16 protein-coding genes are annotated in these 16662 nt (G+C 32.5%); 10 read left to right on the top strand and 6 right to left on the bottom strand.

The annotated features are described in order from the left end of the window. Positions 1 to 31: 31 nt before the first annotated feature. Genes SAR11G3_RS01715 through folD form a run of 3 tightly spaced genes read left to right on the top strand, consistent with a single transcriptional unit; the run spans position 32 to position 2270 of the window. Entirely contained in the window at positions 32 to 1129 is a 1098-nt protein-coding gene (locus tag SAR11G3_RS01715; protein ID WP_013695011.1) for a mechanosensitive ion channel family protein, read from the top strand. After that, positions 1126 to 1416, top strand: a complete 291-nt coding sequence (locus SAR11G3_RS01710) for a YggT family protein (RefSeq protein WP_041862304.1) — start codon at positions 1126 to 1128, stop codon at positions 1414 to 1416. The genes SAR11G3_RS01715 and SAR11G3_RS01710 overlap by 4 nt, the downstream gene beginning before the upstream one ends. After that, positions 1416 to 2270, top strand: coding sequence for a bifunctional methylenetetrahydrofolate dehydrogenase/methenyltetrahydrofolate cyclohydrolase FolD (gene folD / locus SAR11G3_RS01705; RefSeq protein ID WP_013695010.1), 855 nt, complete (start codon positions 1416 to 1418; stop codon positions 2268 to 2270). The genes SAR11G3_RS01710 and folD overlap by 1 nt, the downstream gene beginning before the upstream one ends. 12 nt (positions 2271 to 2282) lie before the next feature. On the opposite strand, the gene SAR11G3_RS01700 is transcribed toward folD, so the two are convergent. From SAR11G3_RS01700 to grpE, 4 genes are all read right to left on the bottom strand, one after another. Then, positions 2283 to 3470, bottom strand: a complete 1188-nt coding sequence (locus tag SAR11G3_RS01700) for an argininosuccinate synthase (RefSeq protein ID WP_013695009.1) — start codon at positions 3468 to 3470, stop codon at positions 2283 to 2285. Further along, positions 3470 to 4609, bottom strand: a complete 1140-nt coding sequence (gene dnaJ / locus SAR11G3_RS01695) for a molecular chaperone DnaJ (protein WP_013695008.1) — start codon at positions 4607 to 4609, stop codon at positions 3470 to 3472. The genes SAR11G3_RS01700 and dnaJ overlap by 1 nt, the downstream gene beginning before the upstream one ends. 26 nt (positions 4610 to 4635) lie before the next feature. After that, positions 4636 to 6576, bottom strand: a complete 1941-nt coding sequence (gene dnaK / locus SAR11G3_RS01690) for a molecular chaperone DnaK (protein ID WP_013695007.1) — start codon at positions 6574 to 6576, stop codon at positions 4636 to 4638. Positions 6577 to 6658: 82 nt separating this feature from the next. Beyond that, the gene (gene grpE, locus SAR11G3_RS01685) at positions 6659 to 7264 is read right to left on the bottom strand and encodes a nucleotide exchange factor GrpE (RefSeq protein WP_013695006.1); all 606 of its coding nucleotides are present in this window, start codon (positions 7262 to 7264) and stop codon (positions 6659 to 6661) included. A 61-nt stretch (positions 7265 to 7325) separates the two neighbouring features. Here grpE and rph point away from each other — a divergent pair, with 61 nt between their 5' ends. Together rph and rdgB are read left to right on the top strand one after the other, a co-directional pair. Then, complete coding sequence (gene rph, locus SAR11G3_RS01680) at positions 7326 to 8039, top strand: ribonuclease PH (RefSeq protein WP_013695005.1); 714 nt, start codon at positions 7326 to 7328, stop codon at positions 8037 to 8039. Continuing rightward, on the top strand, positions 8032 to 8643 hold the full coding sequence (rdgB, locus tag SAR11G3_RS01675; RefSeq protein ID WP_013695004.1) for an RdgB/HAM1 family non-canonical purine NTP pyrophosphatase: 612 nt from the start codon (positions 8032 to 8034) through the stop codon (positions 8641 to 8643). Before rph ends, rdgB begins: the two co-directional genes overlap by 8 nt. Here the strand turns inward: rdgB and SAR11G3_RS01670 are convergent. Continuing rightward, positions 8636 to 9796, bottom strand: a complete 1161-nt coding sequence (locus SAR11G3_RS01670; RefSeq protein WP_013695003.1) for a receptor — start codon at positions 9794 to 9796, stop codon at positions 8636 to 8638. The genes rdgB and SAR11G3_RS01670 overlap by 8 nt on opposite strands. Before the next feature lie 29 nt (positions 9797 to 9825). On the opposite strand from SAR11G3_RS01670, the gene rsmI reads away from it, so the two are divergent. Further along, positions 9826 to 10677, top strand: a complete 852-nt coding sequence (gene rsmI, locus SAR11G3_RS01665; protein WP_013695002.1) for a 16S rRNA (cytidine(1402)-2'-O)-methyltransferase — start codon at positions 9826 to 9828, stop codon at positions 10675 to 10677. After that, positions 10674 to 11264 (top strand): BON domain-containing protein, encoded by a 591-nt coding sequence (locus tag SAR11G3_RS01660; RefSeq protein ID WP_013695001.1) that lies wholly within the window; start codon positions 10674 to 10676, stop codon positions 11262 to 11264. Before rsmI ends, SAR11G3_RS01660 begins: the two co-directional genes overlap by 4 nt. Position 11265: 1 nt before the next feature. On the opposite strand, the gene SAR11G3_RS07785 is transcribed toward SAR11G3_RS01660, so the two are convergent. Beyond that, positions 11266 to 13545, bottom strand: a complete 2280-nt coding sequence (locus SAR11G3_RS07785) for an NADP-dependent malic enzyme (protein WP_013695000.1) — start codon at positions 13543 to 13545, stop codon at positions 11266 to 11268. Between the two features lie 91 nt (positions 13546 to 13636). Between SAR11G3_RS07785 and murJ the strand changes: the two genes are divergently transcribed. From murJ to SAR11G3_RS01640, 3 genes are read left to right on the top strand one after another with little or no spacing between them, the layout of a single operon-like run. Continuing rightward, positions 13637 to 15172, top strand: a complete 1536-nt coding sequence (gene murJ, locus SAR11G3_RS01650) for a murein biosynthesis integral membrane protein MurJ (RefSeq protein WP_013694999.1) — start codon at positions 13637 to 13639, stop codon at positions 15170 to 15172. After that, complete coding sequence (gene trpS, locus SAR11G3_RS01645) at positions 15159 to 16163, top strand: tryptophan--tRNA ligase (protein WP_013694998.1); 1005 nt, start codon at positions 15159 to 15161, stop codon at positions 16161 to 16163. The genes murJ and trpS overlap by 14 nt, the downstream gene beginning before the upstream one ends. Beyond that, positions 16163 to 16624 (top strand): universal stress protein, encoded by a 462-nt coding sequence (locus SAR11G3_RS01640; RefSeq protein WP_013694997.1) that lies wholly within the window; start codon positions 16163 to 16165, stop codon positions 16622 to 16624. The genes trpS and SAR11G3_RS01640 overlap by 1 nt, the downstream gene beginning before the upstream one ends. The last annotated feature ends 38 nt before the right edge of the window (positions 16625 to 16662 follow it).

Below are 16662 nucleotides of genomic sequence, written 5' to 3'. Positions count from 1 at the left end.
AATTTAGGAGTATAATTCAATACCTAAAAGCATGAATATTATCAGTAATTTTACAAATTTGTTTTCAGACGTTTGGTCCAAAGGGGTTGGCGGTATAAATTTCTCTGAAGTTTTTCTTGCGGTATTAATTTTTTTATTATTCTTATTTTTAAGAGGTTTTTTTTCCAAAATTATTATTAAAAGATTAGAAAAATTTGTTTCTTTAAGCACCAATCGTTTTGACAACCAGCTAGTTACTTCTTTAGAGGGCCCAGTTAAATTCTTCCCACTAGTCATAGGCTTTTTTATTGCTACTAATTATTTACAAATTGATGGAAAAGCTTCTTATTTTATTGAAAATCTAAATCGTTCTTTGATTACAGTTTTGATTTTTTGGTCTATTCACCAAATTATTGAACCAGTTTCCTTTCTTATTAAACAGGTAGAAAATTTATTATCTAAAGACTTATTAAGTTGGATTTTAAAAGCATTTAAAATTATTATTTTTATTTTAGGAGCAGCTGCAGTTCTAGATATTTGGGGGATTAAGATTGGGCCTGTAATTGCTGGTTTGGGTCTCTTTGGAGTGGCTGTTGCACTAGGTGCACAAGATTTATTCAAAAATTTAATTTCAGGAATTTTAGTTTTAGTAGAAAAAAGATTTAAAGTTGGAGATTGGATTTATGTCGAGGGTATTATCGAAGGAGTTGTAGAACGAATTGGCTTTAGGTCTACGGTCATTCGTAAATTTGATAAATCATTAGCAACTATACCTAATTTTCAATTTGCGGAAAAAGCGGTGATAAATATTACAGAAACGACAAACCGTAGAATTGATTGGATTATTGGCCTTGAGTACAAAAGTACTGCAGATCAACTTACCAAGTGTAGGGATGAGATAGAAAAACACATTCTTTCCAGTGAGGATTTTTTGGTTTCCAAGGACACTCAATTAATTGTTAAATTAAATCAGTTTTCAGCAAGTTCCATTGATATTCGGGTTCGATGTTTTACTAAAACCAATCAATATCTCGAATGGATAAATGTAAAAGATCGTTTAATCATTACGATCAAAGCAATAGTCGAAAAAAATGGTGCTTCTTTTGCTTTTCCTTCCCAATCTATTTATGTGGAAAAACTAGAAAGATGAAGTCCGTATTTATTTTGATAGATAGTCTTTTTCAATTGTATTTATGGATCGTAATTATTAATGCAATACTAGGTTGGTTAGTCACCTTTAATATCATTAATACTTCAAATAGATTTATTTATAGTTTAATTGAATTTTCATACAGATTAACCGAGCCTGTTTTAAGAAAAATTAGAATGGTATTGCCGATTATCGTAAGCATTGATTTCTCTCCCGTTGTTTTGGTCCTTGGTTTAATTTTTATAAGAAATTTAATTTTTGAACTATTTGCACCTTATTTATTTTAATGATTATTGATGGAAAAAAGATAGCGGAAGAGCTTCGTTTCAAGTTAAAAAAAGAAATTGATCAACTGCCCACAAACCTTAGCAAACCAGGTCTAACAGTCATCTTAATTGGAGATCATCCAGCAAGCCAGATATACGTAAGGAATAAAGAAAAATTTGCAAAAGAGGTTGGTATTAACTCTAAACTATTAAAGTTTGAAGAAACAATCACTGAGCAAGACTTAATCCAAGAAATTCACAAATTAAATGACGACTCTACAGTGCATGGTATTTTAGTTCAATTACCCTTGCCAAGCCACATCGATTCCGGAAAAATAATTAGTGAGATCAATCCTGCTAAAGATGTAGATGGTTTTCATCCTAACAATGTAGGAAATCTCTCGTCCGGCAATGATGCCTTGGTACCCTGTACTCCGTATGGATGTTATCTACTTTTGAAAAAAGTTATACCTAATTTAAGTGGTTTAAATGCGGTGATTATTGGAAGATCAAATATTAATGGAAAACCAATGGCCCAATTGCTGCTTAAAGAAAATTGTACTGTAACGATTACTCATTCCAAAACAAAAAATTTAAAAGACCTTTGTCTAACAGCAGATATTTTAGTTGCTTCTGTAGGAAATCCTCAAATGGTTAAAGCAGATTGGGTGAAAAAAGACTGTGTTATTATTGATGTTGGTATTAATCGCTTGGAAGACAATGGAACTAAAAGAATTGTGGGGGATGTAGATTTTGAAAATGTTAAAGACTTAGTCAAAGCAATTACCCCTGTGCCTGGGGGGGTGGGTCCAATGACTATTAGCTGTTTATTAAATAATACGATTAAAGCTTATAAAAAAATTAATTCTATTTAATAGTCAGAACGATTATTGTCTTAACATTCTGCTATGCTTCTTAATAAAATTTTCAACATTCTTTTTATTAAAAGTTTTATTTTCTTCAAAAGAAACTTTTTTCATGGAGTAGGCTTTGCTCCTAGTCACTCTTGAGACAAGGGTCAGGTTCCCTTTGTACAATGCTATTTTAATAGTCCCGTTTATCTTATTTCTTTTTCGGTCAATGATTTTTTGTAACTTCTCTCTCTCTTTCGAAAACCAGTAACCATTATAAATCAGTTCTGCATATCTTGGCATTAATTCATCTTTTTTATGCATGGTTTCTTTGTCCAAAGTAATAGATTCTATCGCCCGATGAGCAAAAGTTAAAATAGTTCCACCTGGTGTTTCGTAAACACCTCTTGATTTTATCCCAATAAATCTATTTTCGACCAGATCAACACGTCCAATACCATTCTTGCCAGCTATATCATTTAGCTTTTTTAGAATATTTGAAGGAGAAAGCTTTTTATTATTTAAAGAGATAGGATCACCATTCTTATAACCAATAGTTATGAAGGAAGTTTTGTTAGGAGCTTTTTGTGGAGACACCGTTCTTTGAAAAATAAATTCTGGAGCTGCTTTTTTAGGATCTTCCAACACTTTGCCTTCCGTTGAAGTATGGTAAAGATTGTCATCTACAGAAAAAGGAGGCGCTCCTTTTTTATCTTGAGGAACCGGGATGTTATTTTTTTTTGCATAACGAATAAGATCGGTTCTTGAAGCCAAGTTCCAGTCTCTCCATGGCGCAATTACTTTAATATTAGGACCAAAATAGTAGTAACCCAACTCAAATCTAACTTGGTCATTTCCTTTGCCAGTAGATCCATGTGATACAGCTTGTGCATTATATTTTTTTGCAATTTCAATTTGTCTTTTCGCAATCAGGGGCCTTGCAATGGAGGTACCCAGCAAATAAAAACCTTCATATAAAGCATTCGCTCTGATCATAGGAAACACGTAGTCTTTTACAAATATCTCTTGAAGATCTTCGATAATGATTTTTTTTACACCCAGTCTTTTTGCATTTTGTATAATTTTTTTTCTATCTATGTCTTGTCCCAAATCAGCAGTGTAGCAAATAACTTCGCATTCATACTTTTCTTGTAGCCATCTAAGTATTACGGAAGTATCGAGACCTCCCGAATAGGCTAAAACAATTTTATTTATTTTTTTCATTAACTTAAATTGCTCCAAAAACTTTTTGCCTTTTTAAAGAAAGATTCATTTTCAGGGTTATTTTTAGAATCTTCTAGTTCTTTAAACTTTTCAAGTAATATTTTTTGTTCTTTATTAAGATTTACTGGCACCTCAACTTTAATTTGTAAATACAGATCTCCAAAACCACTACCTCTCAGTTGTGGCATTCCTTTATCTTTAAGCCTCAGCTGTTTACCAGACTGTGTTCCTGAGGGAATTTTAACTTTAGATCGAGAACCATCAATAGTGGGAACTTCAATTGTAGTACCAAGGGACGCGTCCGCTACAGAAATGGGAAGTTCAAAATATAAATTTTCCTCAGACCTTTTAAAAATAGGATGATTTTTTAATGATATATAAACATACAAATCTCCCTGAGTTCCACCGCGTGGACCAGCCTCTCCTTTTCCAGCAAGTCGCATTTGTGTCCCATCATCTACCCCTTTAGGAATTTGAATAGAAAGTGTTTTATTAATTTTTTTAGCTCCACTCCCTCGACACCCCTTACAAGGATTAGAGATAGTTTTCCCTTCCCCTGAACAGTCGGGACAAGTTTGTTGTAATGTAAAAAATCCTTGTTGAGCTCGTACTTGACCATGACCATCGCAAGTAGAACATGTAATGGGTTTTGATCCTGACGCAGCACCGCTTCCAGAACAATCTGAACATTTTTCAGACGTTGGAACTTCGAAAGTTTGCTTTTTCCCTTGGTAAGCCTCTTCTAAGGTGACTTCAATGTTAATTTTTAAATCTGATCCTCTTTTAGATCTTGAGCCCCTTCTTCTCCCACCACCAGTAAAATCACCAAAAAAATCATCAAAAATATTCGAAAAGGAACCTGAGTCAAAACCACCAAAATCTCCAAATCCTGCACCACCACCTCCCCCACCATTTTCAAAAGCAGCATGACCGAACTGATCATAGTTAGATTTTTTTTGAGAATCTGAAAGCACTTGATAAGCTTCAGATGCTTCTTTAAATTTTGATTCAGCGGATTCGTTACCTGGATTTTTATCCGGGTGAAACTTCATTGCTTGCTTTCGATAAGCAGACTTTATCTCTTCTTTAGAAGCATTTTTAGATACTCCTAATGTGTCGTAATAGTCAGCTTTGGCCATGCTTCTATTTAATACTTAATAAAAAATTAAGCACTATCTTTTTTGTCTTCTTTTTCTTCTTCCTTTGAATCTTTTACTTCTTCAAATTCTGCATCGACTACATCTTCTTTTTTTTCACCATCAGATGCTTTTGCTCCTTCAGCTCCACCTTCAGGTTTTGCTTGCTGAGCTTTATAAATTGCTTCACCCATTTTCATGGAAGATTGCATTAAAGTCTGCGTTTTTGTTTTTATATCTTCAACATTCTCAGACTTAATTGCATCCTTTAAAGATTGAAGATCTGTCTCGATTGTCTTTTTATCTTCAGCAGATACTTTGTCTCCATGCTCTTTTAAGCTTTGTTCGGTCGAAGCTACCAAGCTATCAGCGCTGTTTTTAGCGTCAATTTCTTCTCGCTTCTTTTTATCTTCTTCTTTATTTACTTCGGCGTCTTTAACCATTTTTTCAATTTCTTCATCACTTAGACCACCGGAAGCTTGGATTTGGATTTTTTGTTCTTTTCCAGTTCCTTTATCTTTTGCAGATACGTTGACAATACCGTTAGCATCAATATCAAAAGTAACTTCGATTTGAGGTATGCCTCTAGGTGCAGGCGCTATTCCTGTTAATTCAAAATTACCAAGAGACTTATTATCCGCAGCCATCTCTCTTTCACCCTGAACCACTCTAATAGAAACAGCGGGTTGGTTATTTTCTGCAGTTGAGAATACCTGACTTTTTTTAGTTGGTATTGTTGTATTTTTTTCAATCAATTTTGTAGATACACCACCCAAAGTCTCAATTCCTAATGATAGAGGAGTTACATCTAATAACAAAACGTCCTTAACATCTCCTTGAAGAACTCCAGCTTGAATAGCAGCACCCATAGCTACTACTTCATCAGGGTTCACGCTTTTATTAGGCTCTTTTCCAAAAAAGTTTTTAACAGTTTCAGCAACTTTTGGCATTCTTGTCATTCCACCAACAAGAATTATTTCTCCAATTTCTCCTGCGCTTAACCCAGCATCTTTTAATGCAGTCTTGCAAGGAGCAATAGTTTTTTTAATTAATTCTGAAACGATAGATTCTAATTTAGATCTTGTTAATTTAAGATTTAAATGTTTTGGACCGCTTTTGTCTGCAGTAATAAAAGGTAGATTAATTTCTGTTTGTGTTGCAGAAGACAATTCTATTTTAGCTTTTTCTGCAGCTTCTCTCAGCCTTTGTAATGCTAATTTATCTTGTTTTAAATCAATAGCATTGTCTTTTTTAAATTCATCTGCAAGGTAGTCTACGATATGAGCATCAAAGTCTTCACCACCAAGTGTCGTATCTCCATTAGTTGATTTAACTTCAAATACACCATCTCCTAATTCTAGGATTGATACATCAAATGTTCCACCACCTAAATCATATACAGCAACCGTCTTCGCATTTTTTTTATCTAAGCCATAAGCTAGCGCAGCAGCAGTCGGCTCGTTAATAATTCTTTTTACTTCTAGTCCTGCAATTTTACCTGCATCTTTAGTTGCCTGTCTTTGCGAGTCATTAAAGTAAGCAGGAACTGTAATTACAGCTTCTTTAACTTCTGATCCTAAATACTTTTCAGCAGTCTCTTTCATTTTTTGTAAAACAAAAGCTGAAATTTGACTTGGAGAATATTTTTTCCCTCTAGATTCTACCCAAGCGTCTCCATTGTCTGCTTTAATAATTTTGTAAGGAAGTCCTTGAATATCTTTTTTGACAGCATCTCCATCAAATTTTCTTCCAATTAATCTTTTAACTGCAAAAAAAGTATTTTCAGCGTTAGTAACACCCTGTCGTTTAGCAGATGTACCAACTAATTTTTCTTCGCTATCAGTAAAGGCTACCACTGACGGTGTCGTCCTTGCACCTTCTAAATTTTCTAATACTTTTGGTGTTGATCCGTCCATAACGGCAACACATGAATTTGTTGTTCCTAAATCAATTCCTATAATTTTTGACATAATCTTTAATCCTTCTGTATTCTTGTTTCTGGTTGTGTAATGGATATGGGGGGTGTTTTTGAGATTACAAGATCTTAAGAAACTATTTTTTTTCTTCTTTTTTACTTGATTTTGCTACATTTACTAACGAAGGTCTCAAAAGACGATCATGTAGCATGTATCCTTTTTGAACTTCTTCAACAACAGTACCGGGTTCTTTTTCACTATCAATCTCACTAAGTGCTTGATGAAAATTTGGGTCAAATTTTTTATTCAAACAATCAATGTATGTAATGCTATTCTTTTCCAAAGTGCTTAATAATTCCTTTTCAATTAATTCTATACCATTTGTTATTTCAATAAATTCTTTATCTTTAAATTTTTCATTATTTTTAAATATTGAAAAAGCTCTATCTAAATTATCTGTAAGATTTAGAATTTGAGAGGCAAAGTTAAAAGATCCGTACTTTAAAATATCCTCTTTTTCTTTTTCTTGGTTTTTTCTTACATTTTGATTTTCTGCCAATAGTCTCAAAACTTTATCATTGAGCTCTGCTATTTTTTTTTCTTGAGAATCGGCTAAATCTTCTTTAGTCTCACCACCATTCTCTTCGAGGTTACTTTCCTCTTCTGGGGTAGAATTTGTCTCTACGGTATTATCTTCTTCTTGAAGAGATTCTAAATTTTCTTTTTTTTCTTCTGTATTCATTTTTTTTATAATTTATAATGGAGGATATATAGTAACTAAATAATAAATTCCAAGGTCAAAAATGAGAAATGATAGAAAAAATTTAGAATTAAGAAAAATAGAAATAACTACTGATTTTATAAAAAATGCTGATGCTTCTTGTTTAATTAAGTCAGGAGATACCCATGTAGTTTGTACAGCATCCATTGAAGAAAAAGTTCCAAGATGGCTTAAAGGATCAGGAAAAGGGTGGGTTACAGCTGAATACGGAATGTTACCAAGATCTACACACGAAAGAATGAGAAGAGAATCGTCAGTAGGCAAAGTGGGCGGAAGAACATCTGAAATTCAAAGACTAATTGGAAGATCTTTAAGAGCATCTATGAATCTTAAGCTGTTAGGAGAATACCTTATCACAATCGATTGCGATGTTTTGCAAGCAGACGGCGGAACTAGAACTGCTTCAATTACAGGTGGGTTTGTTGCATTAAAAAAATGCATAGACTTAATGATCAAAAGAAAGCAAATTAATCACAATCCTATCAAAAGTTATGTTGCAGCAATTAGTTGTGGAATAGTAAATGGAGAGTTTTTAATGGACTTGGATTATGAAGAAGACAGTCAAGCCGATGTAGATTCAAACTATGTCATGAACGATAAAGGCGATATCATCGAACTGCAATTGACTGGTGAGCAAACAACCTGCTCTGAGGAAGAGTTCATGAAAATGCTTCGACATTCCAAATCATCCATAGCTGAAATTATTACACTGCAAAAAAAAGCTTTAAGTGAATAAATTAAAAGAATTAAAAAAAATAAGTTCTATTCTCATTGCCACCAACAATCCTGGAAAATTCAAAGAGTTAAAGGAGTTATTGCCAAAACATATAAAATATTTTAGGCCACAGGATTTTAAATTAAAAGAGCCAAAAGAAACTGCAAAAGATTTTAAAGGCAATGCTAGAATAAAATCTTTATATTGTGCGAAAAAATCAGGATTAATTTCTATTTCAGATGATTCTGGACTAGAGGTTGAAGACCTTAATGGTCAGCCAGGTATATACTCAGCTCGATGGGCAGGAAAACTAAAAAACTTTTCTTTAGCTATTGAAAAAATCAGAAAACTTCTTTTAAAAAATAAATTATCAGAATCTAAAGCTAACTTTACTTGCTGTATTTCCGTAGGGTTTCCTAATGGTAAAAGCTATGAATTTCTGGGAAAAGTATTTGGAAAAGTAACCTTCCCCCCAAAAGGTAAGAGAGGGTTTGGATACGACCCTATTTTTGTTGCTAACAAAGAATTAAAAACATTTGGTCAATTGCCTGCGAAGTACAAAAATAGCATTTCTCACCGTTACCAAGCCTTCAAAGGTGTAAAAAAATACTTTAAATTTAATTAATTTTCTTAAATGCACCTTTTTTAACTTGGTATAAATCTAACTTGTGTTCAGCAAAGTTGTATTGATTAATTTTAAAAATACCAACCTTTCCCTTGAATTCTTTGTTTCTAAAATCTTGTATTGTAAAAATTTTATCTTTTTTCTCATTCCAAATAGAGACTAAGAGAGGGATGGTGTCATAGGCTATAATTTCAATATTAGAAATTTCTTTGTTATAATTATCTCTAAATTTTGCATTCAACTCTTGAAAATTTTTATAACTAATAGAAGGAAAAATAATATTTTGCAAAGAAGGTTCTATTAAAATTGTTTTATTAAACCATTGATTTAAAGTTACAAATTCAACATTGTTATAATTGACATCATAGTAATCAAAAAAAGAAACTACACTAATTAGCTCATTGTCAAAAGCTGGTATAAATACTTGCTCGTAGCTGACTCCATCCAGAGTATCTAGCTGTTCAAGTATTTTTAACTTCTTAATATCTTTGAGATCCTCTGAGTTTTTTAGAATTTTAATTTGATCTAATAATTTTTTATGTCTCCAATCATAAGAAGTGGCATCCCTTACTTTTGGACTTATTTCTTTAAAGGATTGGTAACGATATTTTTTTCCAAACTTTATTTGTTGTAGTTCCATCTTTTTTAAAACCATTTGGGTAAAACTTGTTTCATCTCCAAAAAAAATGGTATCTTTTTTTTTCTCACTTAGTTTTTTTTTAAAAGCAAGAATTTGGCTATTAACATTAATTCCAAATGATATTACATTTTCTGGTAAATTTGAGATATTATTACTTAATGAAACGAATGTATATTTAGAAAAATTATCTACATTAATTATAGATTGTAAATTTTCTTCAAATATAGGGCCTAAAATAATGTCAATTTTTTGAGATTGTAGCTCTTGAAAGGCAAACTTTGTCCCACCTTTACTGCTTTGGTTATCAAATGGAATGAGAGTTACATTAACATTTGGAAGTTCAAATAAAGTGAGTTCAAAAGTTTTTAATACGCTATTACCTATTTCTTGGTAATCACCAGTAAGAGGTAAAATGGTACCTATTCTCAATTCTTGATTTTTACTTTCTGCCGCAAATCCCAAGCTTAGTAGCGTAGAAAAAAGTAAAAAAAATTTAAAAAAAATTTTTTTCATAAAAATATGTTAGTGATATAAGTGAGTATATGTCGGAAAACAAAAAAAACAATCATCTTGATCCTGGACTTTATGTTGTTTCCACCCCGATTGGCAATTTGTCAGATATAACATTGCGGGCACTTGATGTTTTAAAGCAGTCTGATTACGTTCTATGTGAAGATACCAGACATTCTTTGAAACTATTAAATTTTTACAAAATTAAAAAAAAACTTGTTTCGTTTCATAAATTTAATGAAACAAAAAAATGTAAAGAAATTTTTGATGATATAGAAGGGGGGAAAATTATATCCCTAATATCAGATGCTGGAACGCCTTTGATCTCTGATCCTGGCGAGTTTTTAGTAAAATTAGCTAGAGAAAAAAAAATTAAAGTACTTCCTATACCAGGACCATCGGCTGTCACAGCTGCAATTTCTGTAGCAGGCTTTAGCTCAAAATTTTTTTTCTTTGGATTTCTATCTAAAAAAACAAAAGAAAGAACGAAAGAGTTAGAATCTCTTTGTAAGGTAGCTAGCTCCATTGTTTTGTATTTGCCAGCTAGAGATCTTAAGAAATCACTAGAGGATTTTAAAATTTATTTTGAGAATCGAATGATATTTATAGCAAGAGAGATTACTAAATTGCACGAAACATATTTATCAGGAACAGCCGAAGAATTATTGGAAAATATAGGAGCAAACGACCATAAGGGTGAGATAACAGTTGTGATTAGTGACAAATCAGTAGATCTTGAAAAAGCAGAGGATATTAATCTTGAATATGAAATTAATCTTTTAATTAATAAAATGTCATCCAAAGATATGGCCGAGTATCTTGCTAAAAAGTTAAAAATAAGTAAAAAAATAATTTATCAAAATATATTAGATCTAGAAAAATGAAAAAAATAGTTTCTATCCTTTTTATTCTTTTGACTCTTAGTGGATGCGTAGGAGTTAGCTCTCAGGGAGTTTTGGGAACGGGTGTTAATATTTTTCTTGATCCAAGAACATTAGGGACTCAAATAGACGATTCTATAATGCAAAAATCTTTCTTAATTAGAGTTAGTCAAATAGATAAAAAATATGTTTTGTCAGTTTCCTCTAAAGTGGTTGATGGTCATATTTATTTAACCGGAACAGTTGGTTCTGTAGATGAAAAAATTTTATTAACCAAGATTGCCTGGAAAACAGAAGGAGCAAGATCGGTTAAAAATAATATTAAAGTGAAAGATAAGTTTTCATTAAAAAATTCCGCAAAAGACTTGTTAATTACCTCACAATTAAAAGTCGCCTTACTTTCTAACAAACAAGTAAGTATGGCCAACTATCAAATTAATACTGTTAATCAAATCATTTTTATTTTTGGTATTGCTAAAAGTGAATCTGAGAAAAGAGAGGTGATTAATGAAGCAAAAACTATTCAGGACGTGAAAAATATTGATGCAAGTATTTTTTTAGTTAGTGAGCTGTCTAAAAACAAAAAATAATTTAATATTTAATTGTTTCAGAAGAGTAGGCAGCAATTGAAGCTAGATTTAAAATTTCATGACTAGTAGACCGTAAAGGAGCAACTTCAATTGGTTGTGCTAAACCTGTCAAAAGAGGTCCAATTACCTTACCTTTGCTCAATTCTTTCAGCAACTTAATTGAAATAGCAGCTGCGTGTATTGAGGGCATCAACAGGATATTTGCATTACCTACGACTTCAGAAAAAGAATAGGCGGACTGATATTTTTTATTAAGAGCCACATCTGGCTGCATTTCTCCATCAAATACAAATTCAACTTTCTTTTCTTTTAAGATTTCAACAGCCTTAGAGACTCTTTTAGTTCGATCTGTCTCTGGCTGACCAAAAGTTGAGTGAGATAAAAAAGCAACCTTAGGATCTAAACCTAATAATTTAGCAACCCGAGCAGCTGAAATTGCCATTTCAGCTAGTTGTTCAGATGTGGGATATTCAATCACATTTGTGTCCGCTACAATAATAGTCTTTCCTTGCTCAATGAATACGCACAAGCCAAAAACAAGCTCATCTTTTCTAGGCCCTACAGATTGCATTAATTTTTCAACAGTAGCTGCATAGTGCCTGGTATTTCCAGTCACCATTGCATCTGCATCTCCACAAGAAACCATGCAAGATCCCCAGGTAGTTCGATCTGTTTTTACTAACTTGTTACAATCAGCTTCTAAAACGCCTTTTCTCTGAAGTTTTTCATATAAAAATTTCACATATTTTTCACTCTTTTCTTTGTCTGCGGAGTTTGAAATTTCAATCTTATAATTTTCATCCAAGCCTATGCTTTTAAAAGTATCTTTTAATTTTTCTTCATTAGCAATTAATACTGGCTCTCCCAGTCCACTGTTTTTAAAAGCAACAGCTGCTTTTAAGGTTTCAGAATCCTCTCCTTCTGCAAACACAACTCTTTTCTTTTTATTTTTTATTTTAGAATTGATTGCTCTCATAAAATTCATCGACTGATCTAGTCTTGCAGCTAATTCATTTTCATATTTATCAAAATCCTCAATAGGCTTTCTTGCTACGCCACTATCCATTGCAGCTTTAGCAACTGCCATGGGTATTATAGTTATTAATCTTGGATCAAAAGTAGATGGAATAATATACTCTCTTCCATATACAGGCCTTTCTCCTCCATAAGCAGAAACAACTTCATCAGGAACATTGTCTCTAGCCAGCTTTGCAATAGCGTTTGCAGCAGCCACTTTCATTTCTTCATTTATTTCTTTAGCTCTAACATCCAATGCTCCTCTAAAAATATAAGGGAATCCAATAAGATTATTCACTTGATTAGGATAGTCAGATCGTCCTGTTGCTATGATAGCATCGTCTCTTACTTCTTTCACTAGTTCTGGTTTGATTTCGGGATCAGGATTGGCACAAGCAAAAATAATTGGATTTTTTGCCATAGATTTAACCATTTCTTTGGTAAGAACATTTGGAGCAGACAAACCTAAAAAAACATCAGCACCACTGATAGCTTCTGCTAAAGTTCTATTTTTGGTGTCGATTGCATGCTTTGATTTCCACTGATCCATACCTTCAGTTCTTCCTCTAAAAATAACCCCTTTACGATCTATCATCGTAATGTTTTCACTTGGTACACCACTATTTTTAAATAACTCGGTGCACGCTTGGGCAGAAGCCCCAGCACCATTTACGACAATCTTAACATCTTTGATTGATTTTCCAGAAATGTCTAATGCATTAATTAAGCCAGCAGTGGTAATAATGGCGGTACCATGTTGGTCATCATGAAAAATTGGAATATCAACCAGTTCTTTTAATTTTTGTTCAATAATAAAACAATCTGGGGCAGCTATATCTTCTAAATTAATTCCACCGAACGTAACTGCAATTTTAGAAATTACATTAATAATTTCATCAGCGTTTTTAGAATCAATCTCAATATCTATAGAATCGATATCTGCAAATCTTTTAAATAAAACAGATTTACCTTCCATTACTGGTTTTGATGCCAGAGCTCCTAAATCACCAAGTCCTAAGATAGCAGTTCCATTGCTAATAACGGCCACTAGGTTTCCTTTACTTGTATAATCATAAGCGGTTTCAGGGTCTTTTCCTATTTCAACGCAAGGAACAGCAACTCCTGGAGAGTAAGCAAGAGCCAAATCTCTTTGAGTGGAAAGGTTTTTTGAAGATATTATCTCTATTTTTCCAGGTTTTCCTTCAATATGAAAATCTAACGCTTCTTTATCTGTATACTTTTGTATTGGGTTCTTGGTTGTCATTAATTTATTGATTGCGTTAATAATGTCTAATTTTATTTGTAGGACGGAATTTAGAACATTAATAATGTAAAACAATATAAATATTAAAAAAATGAATATTTTATCTTCAGTGGGGTCCTTTGGTTTTCTTACTCTAATTAGTAGGGTTCTTGGCTATTTTCGAGATATTTTGATAGCTATATTTCTTGGCACTAGTTTTCTAGCAGATGCTTTTTTTGTAGCTTTTAGGTTACCCAATACTTTTAGAAGATTGTTTGCCGAAGGTTCTTTTAATTCCGCTTTTGTTCCGCAATATTCGAAGTTAGATATTCAAAAAAAAGCCTACGAGTTTGCTAATTCTGTTTTTAATCTACTGATTTTTTTTCTTTTGGTTTTGGTGTGTGTTGCAGAAGTTTTTATGGGAGGGGTTGTTTATATAATCTCTCCAGGCTTTATTGAAAATGCCGAAAAGTATAATCTTGCGGTCACATTAAGCAGAATAGCATTCCCCTTTTTGATTTTTGTATCTTTGTCTTCTTTTTATTCTGCTATTCTAAATACAAAAGGAAGATTTGCTGTAGCAGCGGCAGCTCCTATTATTCTTAACCTATTACTCATTGCCTCCATTTTTTATGCAAAATTTTTTGACAAAGAGCTAGTTTATTTTATGGCTTGGGCAGTTACGTTAGCTGGAATACTACAGTTGATTATGCTGGCTACTTATGCAAAAAAATATTTCATACCTAAAATAAGTTTTAATTTTAAGATTTCACCAGAAGTAAAACGTTTCTTTAAAAGATTATTGCCAAGCATCTTTTCTTCTGGAGTTATGCAAATAAACATTTTAGTAGGAACGGTTATAGCTTCATTTCAAACTAGTGCAGTATCGTATTTGTACTATGCTGATAGAATCTACCAATTGCCCTTGGCAATTACAGGTATTGCAATTGGAACAGTTATACTTCCTTCTCTATCAAAAGAAATTTTTCAAAATAAAGATGGAAATAATTTTTTTTTACAAAACAGGTCTATAGAGCTTTCTTTATTCTTGTCTGCCCCAGCCACAGTTGGAATTATTATGGCTACAGAACCCATTATTTCCACACTTTTTGGCTATGGTTCTTTTGATCTAGAAAGTGTTCGGCAAACATCAAAAGCTTTATTTGTATTTGGTTTTGGGCTACCTGCATTTTCTTTGTTGAAAATTTACTCAAGTTTTTATTTTGCAAGAGGAAATACCAAGTTTCCATTCTACATATCAGTTTTGACAGTTATTATAAATATTTTAATAAGTATAATTTTATTTAATCGACTAGGCTTTGTATCCATTGCGTTGGGAACAACTATTTCTTGCTGGTGTGCCATCCTAATTTATCAGTTTTTTCTTTTAACAAACGGAATGCATAAATTTGATAAAATTTTTGCAACAAGAGTTTCAAAAATATTTGTTTGTTCATTTATAATGAGCTCAATTTTATCTTTCTTGTTATTTAAGTTTCAATTTGCCTTTGAACACGGGTCTATTCATAAAATATTTTCCTTAACAGTAATCGTTGGTATTTCTGCATCAATTTATTTTCTACTTTCAATATTGTTTAAATCTTTTAGTATTAAAGACTTTAAAATGAAAAATTATGACACAAAATAAAAGAATCTTATCTGGTATTCAGCCAACAGGGAATCTTCACTTAGGAAATTATTTTGGTGCTATTAATAATTTTGTATTGTTACAAAAAGAGTATGAGTGTTTTTTTATGTTAGCAAATATGCACGCAATTACAGTGAAATATGAACCTCAAATTTTAGAAGATAATATTTTAGAAACTACAGCTGCTCTGGTGGCCTCTGGCATTGATCCTAAAAATAATACAATCTTCGTGCAATCTTCTGTTTCAGCTCATGCAGAACTTGCTTGGATTTTTAATTGTACTGCAAGAATTGGTTGGCTTAATCGAATGACCCAATTTAAAGAAAAAGCTGGAAGCAACAAAGAGAAAGCCAGCGTCGGACTTCTTACCTATCCAATCTTAATGGCAGCAGATATTTTGCTTTATAGAGCAACACATGTGCCTGTGGGAGAGGATCAAAAGCAACATCTAGAACTTTGTAGAGACATAGCAATAAAGTTTAATAATGATTTTAAAGCCAATGATTTTTTTGTAACCCCCGAACCCATTATCCCAGAGAACATTTCAAGAGTTATGAGTCTAAGAGATGGAACGAAAAAAATGAGCAAATCAGAAGAATCGGATCTATCAAGAATTAACCTAACAGATGATGCTGATTTAATTTTAAAGAAAATTCAAAAAGGAAAAACAGATAGTGAGGCAATAAGTGAGAGTATTCTCAAAAGCAATACAAGACCCGAAGCAAGAAATTTAATTAATATTTTTTCCGCGTTGACAGGTAAAAAAATGCAAGATGTAATTACCAATTGGAATGGAAAGGCCTTTTCAGAATTTAAAAAAGAACTTGGTTTGTTACTTATAGAGAAAATTTGCCCGATTGGAAAAGAAATTATAAAATTGAAATCAGATCCAGTTTTTTTAAAACAAATTTTAAAAGACGGAAGTAAAAAAGCCCAAGAAGTTGCGAATACTAATTTAATGGAAATAAAAAAAATTGTAGGATTGGTCTAATGAAAAAAAAATTCTTGATCGTTATAGATGAAAGTGAAGAACTAGAAAAGGCTATTTATTTTGCAGCAAACCGAGCTATCCATACAGAGGGAGAGCTGTCTCTGTTGTACATAGTGGATCCAGCGCTTAATGCACAGTGGTCTAGAATTGAAAATCTCATTGAACAAGAGGCTACTAGTGAGGCCAAAAAATTATGTCGATTGTGGGCACAAAAAATTAAATCTAGATTTGAGATTGAAAGTGAGGTGATTATTAAAATAGGAGATCGTTGCGAAGAGCTTTTAAAACTAGTTGAAGAAGATAAAAATATTAGGTTTCTTGTTCTAGCCTCTAGAGCCAATAACGAAGAACCAGGACCATTAATCAAAGCTTTGACAGGAAAAAAAATAAAAGATCTGTCTATACCTATGGTTATTATCCCGGGCTTTCTAAGTGAAAAAGAGATAGATTTAATTGCATAAACAGAAGTTTGAGTCCTGATAGATCTATGTTAAGATAA

Source organism: Candidatus Pelagibacter sp. IMCC9063, from assembly GCF_000195085.1.
In the GTDB taxonomy this organism is placed as follows: domain Bacteria; phylum Pseudomonadota; class Alphaproteobacteria; order Pelagibacterales; family Pelagibacteraceae; genus IMCC9063.
Note: the sequence above shows the minus strand (reverse complement) of the source record. Positions and strands in the feature narration are given on the sequence as shown.